Consider the following 20,196-nt stretch of genomic DNA (forward strand, 5'->3'; position numbering starts at 1 on the left):
AATTCCCTTGGAGGAGATGGTTTGGATGAAAAGACTATTTATGATCCGTCATTGTAGCGCTGAAGGGCAGCATAAGGACTCGCCGTTAACGAAGCTGGGTGTTAGGCAGGCGGAAGTTGTAGCTGAATTCTTGCAAAACTATGGCTACCAGCTGGATCGGATTATATCCAGTCCCTTTTTGCGAGCGATTGAAAGTATCAAACCATACGCGGAACGGCACAATCTGTCCATAGAAATAGATGAAAGGCTGGAAGAGCGGTTGCTCAGTGAGGAACCGATTGATGATTGGCTCGATGTTTTAGAGGAATCATTTACAGATAGAGATTTCAGACTTCCTGGCGGAGAGTCGTCGAACGATGCTAGTTTGCGGGCAGGTCAATTGATCGATGAGATTTTGGCAGACGATACATGCGAGAACATCGGGATCGTTACGCATGGGAATTTGCTTGCTTTATTATTGAATAGCTATCAGGCGGATATAGGATTCTCCCAGTGGAAAGGGTTTACAAATCCGGATATGTATTTAATTCAAAAAACGGGTGGAGAATATGTAGTGGAACGGATTTGGTCAGATGACGAACCTGTTGTGAGTTAATAGTTGTTCGATATCGACTTATTACAGCCCCTTTATCCAAGTTGCAGGGGCTGTTGGCGCTTTGCACCATACATTTATTCAAGACGAGCACTAATGATTTAATTTACTACGAATCCCCGGTTCATACTTCTTTATCCAACCCTCTTCACGTTTTGTTTCTCCATATTATTACCATATCAGCAATGTTTGTCGGTAAAGGTAGAAAAATGAAAAAAGATATAGTATACTCTAACAGAATGCTTTGTTGGTCCTGTTGTGCCAAAAGCATGTTTGGCATGCAGTACTGTTAAGTATACGATAATTTGGTATAATAAATAACCTAGTAAGGCGGTTAAGCGGTACTGTAACCACCTATTTCTAGCAGACAGGTCGACTTTAAGAAGGAGGAGATAAACTTGGCATTTGTGATTACATCACCTTGTAAAACAGAAAAAGCTGGCGAATGCATGGAGGTTTGTCCAGTAGATTGTATAGAAGAAGGAAAAGATATGTTCTATATTGATCCGGATATTTGCATTGACTGTGGTGCATGTGAAGCGGTATGTCCGGTTGAAGCCATCTATATGGAAGATGAAGTTCCGGAAGAAGAAAATGAATATATCGCCTTGAACCGTAAATTTTTTCAAGAAAATTAATGAGTGATAAAGAAGAAGTTTATTTTTATACGAACAAAAGCGCAAGCGCCTTTTTAAAGGAGTACAGGCTAAATCCGCCACGTCCTGTGGCAACGCCTGCATGACCCACCTCCTGTGGGCCTCCGGCAAGATTAAGCCCATCCTCGGAGTGACGCTTTTTGCCACATAGAGGATGGGCTTAAGACCTCGATGGGGCAGGCGCTGGAGTTGGATGAGAATGTCGCTGCCAGTAATGCTCCATAGGCACTAAATATTATACTTTCTTATCTTTTAAAAAAAGCCGCTGAGATCGCAGCGGCTTTTTTATATTCTACATAAGCGAAGCTGTTTAATAACGGACTTCAAAAGAGCCGTAACCCTTTTCCTCTTTAGATTTTTCGATATCTAAATGGTCTACGCTAATAAAGCGGTGAGGACCTTCTCGAATTATTTCAATAAATTTGTCCACCTGTTTATCCGTTCCCTCCGCCTCTAACTCCACGTCGCCGTTTGGCAGATTTCTTACCCAACCTTTCACACCGATCTCCATAGCCTTCTGTTGGGCAGTAGCCCGGAACCCAACGCCTTGAACATTTCCTTTAGCGATCATATATGCGTTTGTCACTTATCTCACCTCTACGTTTCATTTGTTTTCTCATTGCCTGAAGAGTGGCACATAAAACATCTTTCTTCTTCCATTATACCGATTACGAAACAAGCAGCAAAAACAAATGAAATGATGCGCTTATGAATAAAATTGGTGGTTTATTGTTTGGAGCAGAAGGAAAAACACAAGGGAGCAGTTTTAGCAAGAGACAGAGGAGGAAACCTGGATGGAAGGCCATAAAACGGACTTTGACATGCCGCCCTATACGGAATCATTCTGGCGCGATACAGTCCAAATCCCTTGCTTCTCAAGGCTGGAAAGGGATCTGGAAGTGGATATAGGGATAGTAGGGGGCGGCATCACTGGAATTATTACAGCATACTTACTAGCCAAAGAAGGTTATGCTGTTGCATTGCTGGAGTCAGGAAGTTTATTGAACGGAACGACAGGACATACGACTGCCAAAGTAACTGCACAGCATGGATTGATTTATAATGAGTTGATAGAAAGATTTAATCCAACCACCGCTTCCGCATATTATCAGTTTAATGTATCAGCAATGGAATGGATCAAGCAGACAATCGAACAGAAGCAGATTGCGTGTGACTTTTCTGAAGAAGATTCTTACCTGTTTACTAATTCAGTGGAAGGTGCCAACATTCTGATGGAGGAGAAGAACGCTTATAAGCAGCTTGGGATTGATCATGATTTGATTGAGGAAATACCGATCGACATTCCGGTAGAAGCGGCATTAAGAATGAACGGGCAATATCAGTTCCATCCGCTGAAGTTTCTGACGAGACTCTTGGAAGACATGGAATTACTCGGGGTCCAAATTTTTGAAAATACGATGGCAATCGGGATCGAGGACCACGAGAGTCCGGTCATCCAGACAAAAAAAGGCCATCAGGTTTTTTGTCAAAAGATAGTCGAGGCTTCCCATTTTCCTGTCACGGATGCCAGAGGTGGATTTTCCACCAGACTGTACCCGGAACGGTCCTATGTAACAGCTGTTCGGACAAAACAGCCTTATCCTGGCGGCATGTATGCCAGTGTGGATACTCCTATGAGATCAATTCGGGCTGTTCCTTATCAGGAGGAAACGTTGTGGCTCATAGGCGGAGAATCCCACAAAACAGGGAAAGGGGGAGAAACGGATGCCCACTATAAAGCACTGATTGACTATGCCCGAAACCATTTTTCTGCTGAAGAAGTGCCATTTCGTTGGTCTTCTCAGGATCTGACAACACTGGACAAACTACCTTATATCGGTCCGCTTTCGGATCGGCAACCGAATATACTGGTCGCTACTGGTTTTCGGAAATGGGGAATGACGCTTGCAGCAGGCGCAGCTAAACTTATTTCGGATATAATAAGTGGAAATAAGAACCGTTTTCAAGAAATTTTCGCTCCGAGTCGTTTTCATCCAGCATCGCATTTGAAGGCATTTGCGAAGTTTAATGCCGACTCTGCAAAAGAACTGACGAAAGGGAAGGTGGAAGGATTCTCAAATACGATAGAAAACATCCCGCCAGCTCATGCAGGTATTGTTCGTGTTAAGGGACAACGTACTGGTGTTTATCGTGAGGAAAATGGGACCCTTCATATGATAGACACTACCTGTACTCATATGGGGTGTGAAGTCAACTGGAATCAGGCAGAAAAGACATGGGATTGTCCTTGTCATGGCTCGAGATTTTCAGCAACAGGCGAAGTCTTGGAAGGGCCGGCCAAGATGCCGTTAAAACAGAAGGACAACCGATAATAAATCGTTAAAAGAGTCCTTCAAACCTTCACTATCCTTTTAATGAAAAACCTGACAATAATAGTATGAATTTGGTTAGAATGGTAAATATAATGTAAACTATACAAAGTATTTGAGAAATTAGACTCGATATAAAGGTTTCTATTTCTCTTGTGTGCTGATATGTTTTATAATGATGGATAGTTGTGTAATGAAATTGTAACAGGAGGGGAACTATGAGAATTATAGTAGCTGGAGGAGATGGCTTTTGTGGTTGGCCGACTGCCTTATATCTTTCAAAGCAAGGCCACGAAGTATCAATTGTTGATAACTTGGTGAGGAGAAAAATAGACGACGAATTGCGCTCTAATTCCGTCACTCCAATTGCCACATTGGAAGAACGAGTGGCAAAGTGGAAAGAGTTGACCGGAAAAGAGATAAAAACGTTTGTCGGAGACTTGAACCACTATGATTTCCTGGCGGAAGTATTTAAACAAACGGAACCTGATGCTTTCGTCCATTTCGCGGAACAACGTTCTGCCCCTTATTCTATGATAGACAGAGAACACGCTGTTTACACGCAATCAAACAACGTGATTGGAAACTTGAATGTTTTGTATGCAATAAAAGAATTTGCGCCAGAATGCCACTTGATTAAGCTTGGCACAATGGGAGAATACGGTACACCGAATATTGATATTGAAGAAGGGTACTTGGAAATCGAACACAACGGAAGGAAAGACAAGCTGCCTTATCCTAAACAGCCTGGTTCTTTCTACCATTTGTCAAAAGTACATGACAGTCATAATATCATGTTTGCCTGCAAGATTTGGGGTATTCGGGCCACTGACTTAAATCAAGGAGTAGTTTACGGATTACATACGGATGAAACAGAAATGGATCCCATACTCGCCAATCGGCTTGATTACGACGGTGTATATGGAACGGCCTTGAATCGATTTATCATCCAGGCGGCAACCGGACATGACTTAACCGTTTATGGAACCGGCGGACAAACCCGTGCCTTTTTAAATATCAAAGACACCGTTCGATGTGTGGAAATCGCAGCAGAAAACCCAGCGGATAAGGGTGAATTCAGAGTATTCAACCAGTTTACGGAATACTTTTCTGTCCAGGATTTAGCAGAAAAAGTTCAGAAAGTAGCAGGAGAGACGGGGCTGGAAACAGAAGTTTCCCATATTGATAATCCACGGGTAGAATTGGAGCAACATTATTACCATGCTGTCAATACTAAGCTGCGTGATTTGGGATTAGAGCCGAATCTACTGACGGATGAGGTTATCAAAGGGATTTTGACTGCAGCGCTTAATCACAAAGACCGTGTCATAAAAGAAAACGTACTACCATCAATTTCTTGGAAATAGACAAAGGAGCTTCACCTTGAAAATAGCAATCATTACAGAAACCTTTTTACCATCCACTGATGGCGTGGTTACCAGGCTGACAGAGGCAATCAAATACCTACGTAAATTGAACCACGAAGTAGTAGTGATAGCGCCTGATTTAGGAGTGTACGAGTATAAAGGGGCCGTGGTGGAAGGAGTCAAAGCCACCACAATGCCTTTTTACCGTTACCGTCCTTTTTCACTGCCGCAAAAAAAGGTAAAAAGAATACTGGAAAAACACCAGCCGGATTTAGTACATGTTGTCAATCCAGCATTGGTGGGAGCTGCTGGAGTTCATTATGCGGAAAAGCTAGGTTTTCCACTAATCGCTTCATACCATACACATGTTCCGAAATACTTGGATTACTATAAATTGTATCGGCCATTAAAGCCGATCTTTTGGAGTTATTTCAGGAAACTGCACAACAAAGCGGAGTTAAACCTATGTACTTCAGAGACCATTCAAAAAGAATTGCAGGAAAAAGAATTTTTCAATGTTCATGTGTGGAAGAGAGGGGTGGATATTGAAAAATACCATCCTGATCATTACAGTGACACGATGCGGAATAGATTGACGAATAATCAGAAGGACAAAAAACTGCTGCTGTTTGTCGGACGGCTGGCGATTGAGAAAGAAATTCATAAATTAAAACCATTATTAGAGTCCCGCGAGGATATTTGTTTGGCTATTGTAGGGGATGGTCCTGCCAAAGAAGAGCTGGAGCAGGAGTTTAATGGGACAAATACATTGTTCACTGGCTTTATGCATGGACAAGAACTTTCTGAAGCGTTCGCTAGTGCAGACGCGTTTGTATTTCCGTCCATAACGGAAACGCTTGGGCTGGTTATCTTGGAATCAATGGCTTCCGGACTTCCGGTAATTGCTGCAGAAAGTGGTCCGACGATGGAGCAAATCGATCATGGTCGAACTGGTTTATTGTTTGAAAATGAAAATACAGAAAGTATGATTCAGACACTGAACCATTTAGAAAAACCGGAAGAACTAAAGCAAATGAAAAGGAACGCCCGGCTTGAAGCCGAAAAGTTCAGTTGGGAAAAACCTTCTCAGCAATTGATGCAGTTCTACGAACAAACGCTGCAAATGCATCAAATCGGAACCATGCAAATTAGGGAGTCACAGGAAGAAAATTTATAAGCGCGTTTACTGATAGCCAATGCGAATGCGATAGATTATCACGTCGAAAATTTCCAATATCTCAATATCTCAAGAATACTCAAGTTTTGAGATTTGAGATATTGTTTTCCATTTAGCTTCCTATAATATATATTATGTAAACAAGAAAAATAAAAAAAGGGGTGATTATTAATGATCAGCCCTTTTTATTACAAACGTAAGTGTAATAAACGGATTCCGCCTCTTTCAGAAATTTATCACTACTGTCAATATCTATTATATATCTTTCAGGAAATCTACATCCTTTTTCAACCATCCATTTAAAGTGGCTTTTACTATCCCTGTAGCATTACAAGCTTGTTCCAGGTTCTTGGATTCCTCATAGTTTGCTAAAAACTGTTGATTTACGTAACCATCACCATCAAAATAACCACGGATAAAATGGTGCATGAACGGTTCTGGGACTGTCGGAAATTCCAAAATGGATGATTTATTTGGTTGAAATTCATGCAGCTCCATTAAATCGTAGCTGACCATGTCTTGAAATAATCTTGGTTCAGTTGGTATTTCCGTTTCCAACTCCCTCTAGGCCTCAGAGGAACATCATTTGCATGGAGAATTATCCTGACATATCTTGGCGTGACACCGGCTGCTTTTCCTATCTCAGATGTGCTGTATCCCTCTTTATACATGGCGATTATATCTTTTACACTCAATAAGCATTTTCGATTTTTGGACATTATGTCAGCCTCCTCCCTCCTAATGAATTTTCAAAAATAGAAATCGCTTTCAGTGATGAAATAACATACTTGTACTTATCACTCCCTTGCCTTTTATAGCTGTTTTGCTGCCTATTTGCATTATACCAAACATACGTTCCTATTACAGTGAAATAAAAAAACACCCTGACAAGCGGGTGCTTTTTTATCTATATATTTTCGAAGAACAAGCGAATGACGTCTGCCCCTCCAATGACGGTTCCTAGCGAGCTTCCGATGTTGGCTAAAACGATAATCAACAATATTCTTGTGACTTTATTGTTCCAAAAACCTTTCACATGAAGCACGTCTTCCGATAACGTCTCAAAATCGCTTACTTTCGGCTTTCGTATAAGTGCCTGCGCGAATCCAGCGAACCATCCGGCGGCAATCAATGGATTCAGTGAAGTGATCGGAGCAGCCACGAATGCAGTCAAAATCGCAAGCGGATGGCCAAGCGCCAGGGCTGTTCCTAATGCAGAAAAGGACCCGTTCCATAATACCCAGCTAATGGTTTGCTGGGCACCGGCAGAAGGATTTGCATAGAAAGTATAAGCGATTAAGGCGATGATCAAGATGGGAATCATCCAGCCAATTAGTTTCGGGAGCTTCGACTTAGGTGGCTGTTTCCTTAACTGATTTAAATCATGATCCTTGTGTATTTCCTTTGTAATCCCGGGCACATGAGCAGCGCCAAGGACCGCGACGACCTTTTTACCGGGTGCCTCTTTTATTTTTTGGGAAAGATATTGGTCTCGCTCATCTATCAATGGGACTTTCAAGCGTGGAAAGTTTTCCGTAAAGTCATTGAGCATGGAGTCGAGCATATCCTGCGACTTCATTTTTTCTAATTCTTCCTCTGTAATGGACTCATTGCTAAAAATACTGTAAACAACCTGCATCATCAATTTAGCCTTTCCCCAAAAACCTACACCATGCCAAATCCGCGAGAAGGTCGTTTGGATATTCCGGTCTGCTAAAACTAGCTCTGCTCCAACCTCTTTGGCCGATTCAATTCCCTGAATCATTTCCTGCCCGGCATTGATTCCGAATTGCTTGGCCATGCGCTTTTGAAAGGATGATATGGCTAAATTCATTAACAGTAAAGTTGCTTTTTTCTCTTTTATGATATGAAATATATTTGTATCTGTCCATTTGCTTCCTTCGCTAATTGATTGGTACCTTTGTTCATCCAGTTCGATACAAACAGCATCGGGCTGCTCTGCTTCTATTACTTCTTTTACTTGTTCTGCACTGTGTTTAGATACATGTGCAGTACCAATCAAAATGATCTCTTTGTCGTTAACCTGGACTCTTGTTATATTTTGTTCCTCCATAAACTACCTTCCTTTACTATCCGGCAATAGAAATACTTCTTGATCAAGTTTATCAGTTAATGATGTTAGGTAACACTTTCTATTATAAACGTTTTTAAAAAGAAGGAAAACAAAATTCTATATCCATACTAAAAACACGCGTGGCAGATTTCCTGTTTTACCACGCGTGTTTCCTTTGTTAAGTTGTTTTAAATCAAAAAGGTCCCCAGTTGATCATAACGCCGATTGTGAGCATAATGATGGCGATAACTACCCAGGCAATAAATAATGGGAAAATGAACTTCAGCCATTTTGTCCAGGGCACGCCTGCTACTGCCAGGCTCGCCATCAGGATACCAGAGGTCGGAAAGATACTGTTCGTTAGACCATCTCCGAACTGAAAAGCCTGTACTGCGACCTGCCTTGTTACTCCAACCATGTCGGCGAGAGGTGCCAGCATCGGCATGGAAATCATCGCTTGACCACTTCCCGAGTTTACTAGAAAGTTTAGAAAGGCGCTGGAAATAAACATGCCTATTGCGGCCAATACAGAAGGAAGGTTTTCTAGCGGAACGGACAAAGCATGAACGATCGTGTCAAGAACTTGTCCATCTTCTAGCACGACTATAACAGCTCTGGCCAAACCGACAACCAATGCTCCATATACTAGTTTTTGTGTCCCTTGTAAAAAGGTGATTGCAATTGTATTGTAATGCATGCCTGCAATAATCCCGGAAACAAGCCCCAGTAGGACAAAAAATGCCGCCATATGATTGATTGTCCATCCCATTTCTATCGAAGCATAAACAAAGAATCCTAATCCCAATCCAACACAACTTAAAAGAATCTTATGACGGAGAGTGAATGCTTCCGTGAGGCTTTCTGTTTCTTCGTCGTCTTGGTAGACCCCTATAATACTTTTAGAAGGATCTTTCATGATTTTTTTAGCGTACCGCCATGTGTACCAGATGGTCAATGATAATATGATGACGAAAACGATAATACGGAACAAAGCCCCTGAAAACATCGGCAGATCTGCTATGTTCTGGGCAATCCCTACTGTATAAGGATTAATAAACCCTACATTGAAGCCTGCAAAGTTGGCTCCGAACGTGATAGCGACTGCTATAATCGGATCAAGCCTCAGTGTTCTGGCGATAATCACCCCAATTGCTACAAAAGCTATTACAGCATTGGCTACAGCACCGACAGCGCCACCAACCGCAAACAGTGTCGAAACGATGGCGATCATCCAAAATTCCTTACCACGGGTAAGACGCACTGCGCTATTGATTGCACCACGCAAAGCCCCAGAGCGCTCGATTATCTCAAATGCTCCACCTGTGAACAAAACCATGAAAATAATATCGGCGGATTGGACCATTCCCATTTGGATTGAAGTGAAAATATCCATTGGACTCAACCAGGAACTATCTACCTGAGAGTACGTGCCAGGAATGACTCTTTCTACACCATCGACCGTTTCCCTTTCAAAAATGCCGGATGGAACCAGATATGTAGCAAGTACAGCGGCTAATAAAACCAAAAACAAAATCACATAAGTGTCTGGCATTTCCCATCTTTTTCTCTCGTTGTTGATTGTTTTCTCCTCTTTGATTTTTGATAATGCCATTAATCGTTTAACCCCCATGTTGTTTATTAAGATTGAGACAGCGGTAAACTACTCTCAATTTTTCCTGTTTCATCACAATAGTAAGAATATTTCAACTTTTGCATATATATTAACTTAGCATACAATCTACAAAAAAGAAAATCAACTGTTGAACTTGTAAAACCTTTAGAGATGGCAAAACCGACTACTGTGATAGTCGGTTTTATCGATAATCAACTAATTGCTACTCCAGCACTTGCATAACCAGCGACTGTACCCACCAGTTCAATTCCTGAAGCTGTCGCAGAAAATACTAGTAATAAACGGTCACCTTCTGCAACTGGAACACTCAGTCCAGTCAAGGATCCTCTGCTGATTTCGCCAATCGTTATTGGGGCAGTAATGTCTGGTGTTAAAGTAACGAATGTTTCCGGAATTGGATCGAATATATTTGTCGCAGGATCCGGGGAGCGGTACAATTGGGCATTGATGGTTATATCACCTATCAGGTCGACAGATGCTGTGGTACTAAAGTAGGCGTCTATCGAAGTTATTGTTCCTTCACGAGGAACGGAAAAAGCAAAGTTGAGGGCAGTTCCCCCAGCCCCGGTGATATCAATTTGCCCAGTACCTAGGAGTTCCACTCCAGTATTACTAGAACCAAATCCAACAAGACTGGTCGTTCCTGCCAGTCCGCCTAGAACCGTAGTTAGAACAACCGGCGTTCCAGACGCATACGGTATAATTGCACCGGCACCCGGAGCTCCTGTCACACCAGCAGGCCCGGTAGGCCCTGTTGCACCTGTAGGTCCAGTAGGCCCGGTAGGTCCTGTTGCACCAGTAGGTCCAGTCGGTCCGGTAGGTCCTGTTGCACCAGTAGGTCCAGTCGGTCCGGTAGGCCCTGTTGGTCCTGTAGGTCCAGTCGGTCCAACCACAGAATCTATAATCCTAGTGAAAGCTGGCCTTCTTGTTCCTTGGGCACGGCACAATGACCCTCCGGTTGGACAACAAACCTCAGGAAAACAATCATTGGATAAAGAATTGTTTGATCGTCTCATGGCTTACCTCCTTTAGGCTTTGACTTGTACGAAGGGATTTTTATTTCCCGATTCGTACGCAACCTTACTTTAGTTATATTCTTTTATTCTATAAGTGGCTGGTTGGCTGTTCTGTTTTTTTTAAACTCTCATTAATTGAGAAACCTGAATCAGTGGTATCCGTGCTATGTAAATCAAATAGATATAAGTAGTATGGAAATGCTAACCGTATAATTAACTCTCTTATCTAGAGCATGTAAAACCACATTCGAATCAGCTCCCCTTTTTTCCCTTGGTAGATAATACAAAAACACCACTCAGTAAGTGATGTTTTAATCTATATCCGTTTCACCAAGTGTATGATATTGATTTTTCAATACTGCGTTCACCTAGTCATAAGTTTTAAATTAGAAAAAACCTTTAATTAATCATCCTAGTTTTTCCTTCTCATTCCGTTTTGCAACGGGAAAACCAAATGGATGCTGGTACCCCTGCCTTTGGCTGATTCTACGTTTATGAAACCATTGTGCGCTTTTGCAATATCAAAACAAATCGGGATTCCCATGCCTAGTCCACTTTCTTTTGTTGTGAAGAATGGAGTACCCAGTCTTTCAACCTCTGCTTGAGTCATCCCTTCTCCCTCGTCCTGAATAGTGATCCGAAATTCCTTTTCTTTCTTATTAACCTGCAACTGAATCAAAAGAAGTCCACCATCCGGCATAGCTTCAACCGCATTTTTAATAAAATTAATCAAAACTTGCTTAACTTGTGACTCATCTATTGGCACAAACAATTCAGTTTCCTCTGAGACAAATTCCATTTGTACTTTATTGAGTCGGGCATTGCTGTTCATCAATTCTACGGTATTACGGATTAACTGAACAATATCACTATTCGTCTTTTGCAGCTTTGTTGGCTTGCCCAGCAGAACAAACTGATTGACAAGCGTTTTCATTCTTTCGAGTTCGTCTGTGATAATTTGTAAATACTTATTATGTTCATTATTCTCCTTTAAGAGCTGCACCAGGCCTATTATGCTTGACAACGGATTTCGGATCTCATGAGCAAAGCCAGCCCCGAGTTTTCCTACAGCTGAAAGTTTCTCCGATTGAATGACTTGCTTTTGCAATTCATGATAATTGGTCATGTCTCTAAATTGAGCAAATGCGCCAGTTAATCGATGGAAGCTGTCGTATAAAGGAAGAACATCCACTAAACATATTCTTTCATGGCCATTCTTGTGATCGATCAATGTTGTTTCTGTATTTTCTATTTTTTCTTGCCTTTGAAGTGCTCTCACTACATATTCACTCAGCCCTTTTATTCCGCCTATTCCCTTGGGGATAGCCTCTTTCTTGGGAATTCCAAGTATTTCTTCTGCACCTGGATTGTATTCAAGTATTCCTCCGCTATCATCTGTCATGATAATTCCTAAAGGGGCTGAATTGATCAACACCTGATTAAGTAGGTATAGCTTATGGTTTTGCTCTTGTAAACGAATTTCCCCCTCAATGGTATCGACAGCAGAAGATAATAATCCCAAGTGGAATTGATTGGCAAAATCAACCAGGGTCATGATCGAGACAGTGCCTGCAAGCTGATTACTGTCTGAATAAGAAAAAGGTGCAGAGTAACAGGCAACCCCGGCTAAACAATCATGATAGTGATCGTCTCCAATAAGTCCGATTGGTTCTCCATGCTTTAAAGCGAGTGATACGGAATTTGTTCCTACATCCTTTTCATCAAAACGGGCCCCTATGGTGATACCTAAAGAATCGACCATTTGCTTGATGCCTGTATCCCCGAAAATCTCTAACACATATCCTTCAGAGTCTGTTGTGACAATAAGGGTTGGCACCCCGTCCAAATATTCTATAAGCTTTTTCATAAATTCTTTTACGATGGTTAACACTTTGCCATATTTATTCTGCTTTTGCTGTAACTGCTCTTTTGTTAATCCTACTTTCAAAAAAGGGATTTCTTCTGGAGACATCCCGTATATACTTTCACAGGCTGCTTTCGACTCCTGTATATATTGAGTAAAGTCCTTCACTATAATCCTCCTTTAAACACAAAGCCATTTGTTTCTTCGACAATTTCCGTCAATCTTTTTCCATGATAAGTGGTTATGGAGGAATTGGCTATCGTTTTTCAACATTTCGGTTGATTTTTTGGTAATCAAGGATTTTTAATCTAGTTTATTGCTTAATTGGGGGATCGCTCCGTTGGAACAACCGTCTGTATCCTTTCCTAATTGATACTATCGGATTTGCAGCAATGGAATTTCCTTTTCTAATTCTTTTATCTGCATGTAACTGAATCCCCTTATCCTTCCTTTTTTATAATAATACCATATTTATACATTTTCCGGGCGGTGTCTCTTTACTATGGAATACAAACAGTTATATAAAAAAACAGGCACAATTCAATTAGTAATTGTGCCTGTATAACTATTTCATGTACGTTTTACCATCTTTTTGTTGAGCTTTATTTTCTTTTATTAGTTTTCCAAGTGCCCGTTTAAAAGCGGACTTGCTAATGTGGAAGGTTTCTCTGATTGCTTCGGGATCACTTTTATCACTAAATTGCATCGTTCCACCGTTTTTCTCCATGTATTCTAAAATGTTTTCGGCATCATCTTTCATTCCTTCTTGTTTCAGGGGCAGCAAAGAGACATTGATAGTCCCATCATCTTTCACATCGATGACACGTCCTGTAACCGTCTCTCCTATTCGAGGTTCTTTTTTTCTTTCATAAGGATGGATAAATCCTCTGTATCCTTCTTCAGTGAGGACAAAAGAACCCGCTTTCGTTGAGCGGTACACTCGTCCCGTCACTGGAGTTTTTAAAAGGGCTGGAGATGCAGGTACCAATTCAGCCATTACATCGGCTTCGTTAATTGGTTTTGCCAGCAGACGTCCCTTTTTATCGATATCAAGACTGACAAACAAATTGTCGCCGCTAACTGGCCACACTTTTTTCAATAAAGGCAAATCATCACTCGAGACAAGGATTTCTTTCGGAATGCCTATATCGACAAATACACCAAGATTTTCTACAACTTCTATTACTGGTGCCCAGCCGTAGGAGTCAAGCCTGGCCTCGGGAATATTTTTGGTTGCCAGAAGTCTCCCCTTTTTATCCTGGTAAATAAACACTTCTATCTCTTGCCCTGTTTGCAGTTCGGTATCTGCTTCCGGTAGTAATAGGGTTTCTTTTCCGATTCTTACTAAGAACCCGTCTGTCACTGCGTTTTGCATTTCTGCCCGTTGGATGGATCCAGGTAGTAACTCGCTCATATTGTAACCTCTTTCTTATACGGTGAATTTTTGCTACCATCCATTATAACCGAGCACCAATGAAATAAAAATTAAAAAAGGCCAAATGATGCAGTTTTTAGATATAATTACGTCATTTGTCCTCAAGTATATCAACCCTATATTGCTTCCCATCAATATATCTAATTTTGATATTGTTTTTATCTCGATATGAGATATATAATTTAAGTATCAAAAGGAGAAAACGCTTTATTATCCAACCTAATCCTAAGGGGGATTTACCATGAGCCAACTAGTGAGAGAGAATCTAATGGAACAATTATGGGATTTAACAACGTTGAACAAAGATGAAGTGTTGAAAATGACTGATGAAGAAGTCGAATACTACCACTGGCTCTATCTTGAAGAATCCGTTTATGATCTTATGTAAGATTAAACACTTGATATAGTATCCTGGGGCAGCCTGCGATTATCCGCCGGCTGCTTTTTAATTCCCGGTATTTTTGGTATCATGAGCTAACATACTAAACGCTGAAAGGTAAAGAGGTGCTGGTATGAAAATATTAGTAGACGCAGATGCTTGCCCTGTGAAAGAAATAACAATAAAGACCGCAAAAAAGTTTTCTGTTCCTGTAACTCTCGTGAAAAGTTTTTCTCACTTCTCTCCACGCGATGAACAAAGCGGCGTGAAAAGCGTATATGTCGATACCGGAGCAGATTCCGTTGACTACCGAATTATGCAACTGGCAAATAAAAAAGATATCATCATCACTCAAGATTACGGACTAGCATCTCTTGCTTTAGGTAAAGGCTGTATCGTCCTTCACCATAAAGGCTTTCCATATCGCACCTCCACTATTGATGAAATGTTGGTTATGCGTCATGCTAATGCGAAAGCCCGAAGAAGCGGTAAACGGACCAAAGGACCTAAGCCGCTAACTGACGAAGATAAGGAGAAGTATCAAGATTTGCTGAATACTGTTTTAAGCGAACATACTTCCAGTAGTTCTTCATGAATCTTTAATCTTGTGATCAAAATAGGTGTTTATCCATTTCGCTTTCCGCTTTTAACCATATGCTGAATATGTAAAGGAGTAGACGAATTGCTCACAAACAAAAGCGGAGAGGAGTAAAAATATGCAACATTCACCTGTTCATCAATATAACGATCAGTATGATCAATACATTCATCCTTACTCAGTTCAAGAAAATGAAATGTTAGAGAGAAATTTTGCCTTTGGACCACTTGGAGCAGGATTGGTTGGATTCGGACTAGGTTATTTAGGCGGTGAACTTTTCGGAAATCCTGCAATTGGTTATCCTCGTCCTGGACCTTATGGTTATCCCGGTGGTCCGTGGTTTGGTGGATATGGCTATCCAGGAGCCGGGCGTCCTCCTTATTATGGCAGACCCCCGTATTTCGGTTATCCGCGTTATTAGTCAAAATAGACCCTTCATATGATTGCTTAGCATTGCAAACCAGAAAAAACTTTGCTATATTTTAGATACAATTTTATTTGCTTTACTTCAAATTATTTTTGGAGTGAGGATAGAGGTGCAAAAACCAATAGTACGCTGTCGTAGGATGATGAGATCTGTTGATGGCAGCCGAAAGGGGAATTTGCCGAAGTGGGTGGAAACTCATCGTTTCGCACCACTGGTTCTGTATTCAATAAATACAGAGCTGTCATATAACTTTTAGTTATATGGAGGGCTATCTCACGCATCAGAAAGATGTCATAGTGATGCAGCAGCGAAGCCCTCGTTGCTGTTTTTTTGTGTGATAAATACATCATTCAAAACCGCTTTGTCTTTAGTGGGATACTCTCTATTCACCACAAGGGCTTCAGGCCCTGTTTTTAAAATCATGAATAGAGGTGTGGAAAATGGATTTTGGGCGAATTTTGACAGCAATGGTTACACCATTTGATCAGAACGGTGACATTGATTACCAGAAAACGGAGATACTGATCAACCATTTAATTACAAACGGATCGGAAGGGTTGGTAGTTGCTGGAACGACCGGAGAGTCGCCGACACTAACAAAAGAGGAAAAAATGAATTTACTTCGATTCACTGTACAAAAAGTAAATAAGCGGGTGCCGGTCATTGCGGGAACAGGCTCAAATAATACCCGTGATTCCATCGATTTTACTCGAGCGGCCGAAGCTGCCGGTGTTGATGCTTCTATGTTGGTGACTCCTTATTACAACAAACCGAACCAAGAAGGAATGTATCAGCACTTTCAGTCTATCGCCCGGGCGGTTAAACTTCCTATCATGCTCTATAATATTCCTGGAAGAAGTGCAGCAGGAATGACTCCAGAGACGATTATAAAGCTTTCGGAGGTAGAAAATATTGTCGCCGTCAAGGAAGCTAGTGGAAATTTAGATGATATGACTTCTATCATTAACGGAACCAAAGACAATTTTCACTTATATAGTGGTGATGATGGGCTTACCCTTCCTGTTTTAGCGATTGGTGGAAAAGGGGTTGTATCTGTCGCCTCCCATATCTTTGGAAACGAAATGAAAGAGATGGCAGATAGCTTTTTCAACGGCGACCACCAAAAAGCTGCTGCTCTTCATCAAAGCCTGCTCCCAATGATGAAAATGTTATTCATGGCTCCAAGTCCTGCACCGGTTAAAGCTGCTTTACGTTACGTAGGGATTGATACAGGTTCTGTACGTTTGCCTTTGGTTCCTTTAGGAGAGGAGGAGAAACAAATATTGTTCCATCAGCTTCATTATTATATCGGTGACCAAGCAGCCAATGCATAATAAGATTTAAAAATAACCCTTGTTATTTCTCCTAACAAGGGTTATTTTGCTTCCGGTTTCAGTGAAGATTTTGCTTGATTCACTTGTGTTGAATAAAAATGCTCGATGATTGTTTCATCCGAGTGTGGGAGGGCTTTTCCTCTAATTATTTGACAACCGTTGATACAACCTCCTGTTAAAATGATTAAATCCTCTTTTTCCGCGAGGTTTAGAGCTGCAATCACTCCTTCTTTTCGTGAGTGTGTAACTGTAATGTTTGTCCGGTTCGTTTCTGAAAAGCCAGATAGCACGCTTGCAACAATCTCTTCTGGTTTCCTGTACCCGGGATGATCAACAGAAATAATGTACGCATCTGCCTGTCCATCAGCAGCTTCTCCCATTTTCGCCATTTTGTTTTTGTCCCGGATACCTACTCCTGTCACCATTAGAATTAGTTTACGGTAGTTTAGCTTCTTAACTTCTGTTAATAGTTTCCGAAGAGCTTCCGGCGTATGTGCATAATCCAGCAATACGGTACTGTTACCGGGTGTTTCCACAAGCTGGAATCTACCCTTGGGACCTTTGATCTTCGGTAATTTCTCCAAGATTTTTTCACCAATGACACCCGTGTGGAGAGCAGTACAAACGGCAGCCAGTAAATTAGAGATGTTGTAATGACCGATGATCGGAGTATGGACTAGAGAAGCTCTTCCTTCGATCGACAGCAGAAAAGCTGATCCTTTCCTATTTGTTCTGATATTCGAAGCAAAAACATCAGCGTCTGGATGACCATTTATGCTATATGTCAGTAAAGGCCCGTGGTGCAAATCGAGGATGTCCTCTGCCATTCCCTTGTCATCCAGGTTTACCACAGCTTTTTCTGTTTGTTTAAACAATTTGAGTTTCGCCTTTTTATAATTTTCGAAGGTTTTATGAAAATCCAAATGTTCACTGGATATATTGGTATGGACACCTATATGGAAGGAAATGCCCTCCACCCTTTTTTGTTCGATCGCTATCGAGGATACTTCCATTGCAGCAGCCTGTTCCTTCCTTTGAAGGAATTGGTGAAAAAGATAATGGAGATCCGGTGCTTCAGGTGTTGTCGGCGTTGTTGGCTGGAAAGGAAAAGGACCTTCAGAAGTCATTGTGCCAATTGTGCCAATGGAACCCGTTGGTTTTCCAATTTGGTTCAACAACGAATAAATATAAGCGACTACCGTTGTTTTTCCGTTGGTCCCTGTAACACCGATCGTTGTAAGCTTTTTATATGCTTGCTGATAAAATAATATCGAAAGACGGGCCATCGCTTCTCTTGTGTCTTTCACTACTACGAAGGTCCGGTCAGGATAGGCGGCAGCTAGTCGTGCAAGTTTTGCTTCATTGCTGCCGATAATGGCAGAAGCACCTTTTTTGATAGCATCTTCTATAAATAAATGACCATCCTGTTGCTCCCCTTCCATACAGAAAAAGGCTGCATTTTTTTCAATCCTCCGGGAATCGTAGTTCAAGGAGCTTATTTCAGCAAATAACGGACCATGAATCTTTTCCACATTCAGTATAGTCTCGTTGTCGAAGTTAATATTCATGTTTCACCACCCTTATTAGAAATGGAGTGATTCCAAGTTATTTGCTTCTTACGATTCCCGATAATCAGACCGATTACTCTTTTGTTTTTGAAGAAAACTCCAGACTTAAATGCCTTTAGAGTTTCCCCCTTTTCTTGTCTGCCCTTCCGTTTTTGTATGTTGATTTGTATCTCTGCCAAACATTACAACTTTTGGATACAACACGGACAATTGCGTCCGCTTGTTTACTTCCTAGGATTTCTTATGATTAACAAGCTTTCCTGCACCCCTCCCGACCGATTTTATACCTCCGTCACGTGAAATATACAATTTTTTGTAATAATTGCTAAATAAATCTAAATTTAAACCGATAGAAGATAGGAGTGCCCAGTTAAGTCTCTATTTATAAAAAATTTTAAGGAGGCGGAATGATGAAGAAAATGATAAGCATCACTTTGACAGCTTTATTATTTTTCCCTTTGTTCATAGGAATTGAAACAGCTTCCGCAGCTTCGCCAAAGGGTAATGTAGAATCATCAAAAAAAGAATCGTTAAAACACCACGTACTAGAAAACCTCAAAGACGATTATCCAAATGCACAATTTATCGATACAAATACCAGAGAAGATGAACTATATCAGAAACAAGAGATGCTATTGGGAAGTTCTGATTTTACTATCGCTGCTCCAGCACCACCTCTTACTTCCCTTGAGGTATATGCGGCTATATCATCTAACTATCCAGAGTATGAATACTTTAGTTCAAACCAATTATCTTCCGTTCAAGATCATGGAGGAGAAGAATTATACATTGTAACTGCCGAACTTGGATACGGTTTCCAAAGAAATGCTGCATTCAATGGGAGTCAATTAGCAGAAATAGATAGAGAAAATATAGATTTGGAAGGTGACTCTATTATAGATGGTTGGTTTATTTGGTGGGATGCAAGCGGTTACGAAAATGGTTTGTTCACGTACGAAAATACTTCAACCAATTCACCCTGGAATACGATGTTTGATAGAATGAACATTAAGTAATAATTTCGAAAGGCGATGAAAAATGATTGCAGGTACTGTATCTCCCAGACAAGGATATTCTTTGTATTCACATGCTACACCTAGTAGAAGAACGGAAATAACCGAAACAACTTCTCGCGGAGATCCTTCGGCCAATAACCAGGATTTCCGTTTTAAAAAAAGTAATCCGTCAAATATATGGACAGAACTCGCAACAGAATATGATGTCCGGAATTCCACTTTCGACGAAATCAGCTCCATCTCGAAAGCTTTGTATGATAATGGAGAAATCTCCTTAAAAGATGTAGCTATATTAACTTTTGATCAAGAAAAGGCTACAGATTATTTGAAACAAAAAGTTTCAGGTTTAACTTCCGGGGAATTTAGTATGTACCAAAGTTCTGGGAACAGCGGAGGAACTAGAGACTGGATCGCAGAAATGGAAGCAAGAGCCCAAAAAGATTTTGAGTATGGTAATTTGATCGGTTTTCAAAACAGCAAGAAAGTTCTTAACATCCTCCATAAATTGGATTCTATGTAAACGATATGGATAGAGACTGGACACTCTTTAACAAGAGTAAAGCCCTCCTGGCGACATGTGATCCGCAAGGGCTTTACTCTATTTTATTTAGAGGCTGTCCTGCTAGCACTCCCGCGTTTGGTCAATAGTCCTGTTCTGTTAAAATAGTCCCAACGACTCTTGTCTTTTTGACGGCCAATGTTAGTTGATTCATCGTTGATTAAAAACTTG

19 protein-coding genes and 1 riboswitch are annotated in these 20,196 nt (G+C 41.0%); of the genes, 11 read left to right on the forward strand and 8 right to left on the reverse strand.

The genetic code is table 11. The features are described 5' to 3' along the window. Positions 1–25 precede the first annotated feature (25 nt). Complete coding sequence (locus BLR82_RS01225; protein ID WP_074597202.1) at positions 26–595, forward strand: histidine phosphatase family protein; 570 nt, start codon at positions 26–28, stop codon at positions 593–595. Between the two features lie 395 nt (positions 596–990). Further along, positions 991–1,230 (forward strand): ferredoxin family protein, encoded by a 240-nt coding sequence (locus BLR82_RS01230; RefSeq protein WP_026570189.1) that lies wholly within the window; start codon positions 991–993, stop codon positions 1,228–1,230. Positions 1,231–1,558: 328 nt separating this feature from the next. Here the strand turns inward: BLR82_RS01230 and BLR82_RS01235 are convergent, their stop codons facing one another. Next, positions 1,559–1,834, reverse strand: a complete 276-nt coding sequence (locus tag BLR82_RS01235; protein ID WP_245693617.1) for an acylphosphatase — start codon at positions 1,832–1,834, stop codon at positions 1,559–1,561. Between the two features lie 208 nt (positions 1,835–2,042). Here BLR82_RS01235 and BLR82_RS01240 point away from each other — a divergent pair, with 208 nt between their 5' ends. The 3 genes from BLR82_RS01240 (at position 2,043) to BLR82_RS01250 (ending at position 6,122) form a co-directional block, all read left to right on the forward strand. Then, complete coding sequence (locus tag BLR82_RS01240; RefSeq protein ID WP_074597203.1) at positions 2,043–3,581, forward strand: FAD-dependent oxidoreductase; 1,539 nt, start codon at positions 2,043–2,045, stop codon at positions 3,579–3,581. 215 nt (positions 3,582–3,796) lie between these two features. Further along, positions 3,797–4,945 carry an NAD-dependent epimerase/dehydratase family protein gene (locus BLR82_RS01245; protein WP_074597204.1) on the forward strand — a complete coding sequence of 383 codons (1,149 nt, stop codon included), beginning with the start codon at positions 3,797–3,799 and terminating at the stop codon, positions 4,943–4,945. Positions 4,946–4,961: 16 nt separating this feature from the next. Next, positions 4,962–6,122, forward strand: coding sequence for a glycosyltransferase family 4 protein (locus BLR82_RS01250; protein ID WP_074597205.1), 1,161 nt, complete (start codon positions 4,962–4,964; stop codon positions 6,120–6,122). Between the two features lie 255 nt (positions 6,123–6,377). Here the strand turns inward: BLR82_RS01250 and BLR82_RS20525 are convergent, their stop codons facing one another. From BLR82_RS20525 to BLR82_RS01285, 6 genes are all read right to left on the reverse strand, one after another. Next, positions 6,378–6,680: an LAGLIDADG family homing endonuclease gene (locus tag BLR82_RS20525; protein ID WP_245693618.1), complete on the reverse strand. Its 303-nt coding sequence runs from the start codon at positions 6,678–6,680 to the stop codon at positions 6,378–6,380. Positions 6,681–7,029: 349 nt separating this feature from the next. Next, positions 7,030–8,196, reverse strand: coding sequence for a TraB/GumN family protein (locus BLR82_RS01265; protein ID WP_074597208.1), 1,167 nt, complete (start codon positions 8,194–8,196; stop codon positions 7,030–7,032). A 193-nt stretch (positions 8,197–8,389) separates the two neighbouring features. Beyond that, positions 8,390–9,808: a YfcC family protein gene (locus BLR82_RS01270; protein ID WP_245693619.1), complete on the reverse strand. Its 1,419-nt coding sequence runs from the start codon at positions 9,806–9,808 to the stop codon at positions 8,390–8,392. A 212-nt stretch (positions 9,809–10,020) separates the two neighbouring features. Continuing rightward, positions 10,021–10,845 carry an exosporium glycoprotein BclB-related protein gene (locus BLR82_RS01275; RefSeq protein WP_083334667.1) on the reverse strand — a complete coding sequence of 275 codons (825 nt, stop codon included), beginning with the start codon at positions 10,843–10,845 and terminating at the stop codon, positions 10,021–10,023. Between the two features lie 412 nt (positions 10,846–11,257). Beyond that, the gene (locus BLR82_RS01280; RefSeq protein ID WP_083334668.1) at positions 11,258–12,877 is read right to left on the reverse strand and encodes an ATP-binding protein; all 1,620 of its coding nucleotides are present in this window, start codon (positions 12,875–12,877) and stop codon (positions 11,258–11,260) included. 397 nt (positions 12,878–13,274) lie between these two features. Beyond that, on the reverse strand, positions 13,275–14,123 hold the full coding sequence (locus BLR82_RS01285; protein ID WP_074597209.1) for a CvfB family protein: 849 nt from the start codon (positions 14,121–14,123) through the stop codon (positions 13,275–13,277). A gap of 262 nt (positions 14,124–14,385) precedes the next feature. On the opposite strand from BLR82_RS01285, the gene BLR82_RS20685 reads away from it, so the two are divergent. From BLR82_RS20685 to dapA, 4 genes are all read left to right on the forward strand, one after another. Continuing rightward, positions 14,386–14,532, forward strand: a complete 147-nt coding sequence (locus BLR82_RS20685) for a BH0509 family protein (protein ID WP_139186869.1) — start codon at positions 14,386–14,388, stop codon at positions 14,530–14,532. A gap of 124 nt (positions 14,533–14,656) precedes the next feature. Continuing rightward, a complete protein-coding gene (locus BLR82_RS01290) occupies positions 14,657–15,118 on the forward strand; it encodes a YaiI/YqxD family protein (RefSeq protein WP_074597210.1) in 462 nt (153 codons plus the stop codon). A 121-nt stretch (positions 15,119–15,239) separates the two neighbouring features. Further along, positions 15,240–15,542, forward strand: coding sequence for a hypothetical protein (locus BLR82_RS01295; protein WP_074597211.1), 303 nt, complete (start codon positions 15,240–15,242; stop codon positions 15,540–15,542). 102 nt (positions 15,543–15,644) lie between these two features. Continuing rightward, positions 15,645–15,827, forward strand: a riboswitch (Lysine riboswitch). A gap of 161 nt (positions 15,828–15,988) precedes the next feature. Then, entirely contained in the window at positions 15,989–16,882 is an 894-nt protein-coding gene (dapA, locus tag BLR82_RS01300; RefSeq protein ID WP_074597212.1) for a 4-hydroxy-tetrahydrodipicolinate synthase, read from the forward strand. 41 nt (positions 16,883–16,923) lie between these two features. Here the strand turns inward: dapA and BLR82_RS01305 are convergent, their stop codons facing one another. Next, complete coding sequence (locus BLR82_RS01305) at positions 16,924–18,450, reverse strand: UDP-N-acetylmuramoyl-L-alanyl-D-glutamate--2,6-diaminopimelate ligase (protein ID WP_074597213.1); 1,527 nt, start codon at positions 18,448–18,450, stop codon at positions 16,924–16,926. Positions 18,451–18,860: 410 nt separating this feature from the next. Here BLR82_RS01305 and BLR82_RS21225 point away from each other — a divergent pair, with 410 nt between their 5' ends. Continuing rightward, on the forward strand, positions 18,861–19,466 hold the full coding sequence (locus BLR82_RS21225; protein ID WP_245693620.1) for a DUF4879 domain-containing protein: 606 nt from the start codon (positions 18,861–18,863) through the stop codon (positions 19,464–19,466). A 22-nt stretch (positions 19,467–19,488) separates the two neighbouring features. After that, a complete protein-coding gene (locus tag BLR82_RS01320; protein WP_074597216.1) occupies positions 19,489–19,986 on the forward strand; it encodes a hypothetical protein in 498 nt (165 codons plus the stop codon). The last annotated feature ends 210 nt before the right edge of the window (positions 19,987–20,196 follow it).

It is taken from the genome of Sediminibacillus halophilus, assembly GCF_900103695.1.
GTDB classification, from domain to species: domain Bacteria; phylum Bacillota; class Bacilli; order Bacillales; family Amphibacillaceae; genus Sediminibacillus; species Sediminibacillus halophilus.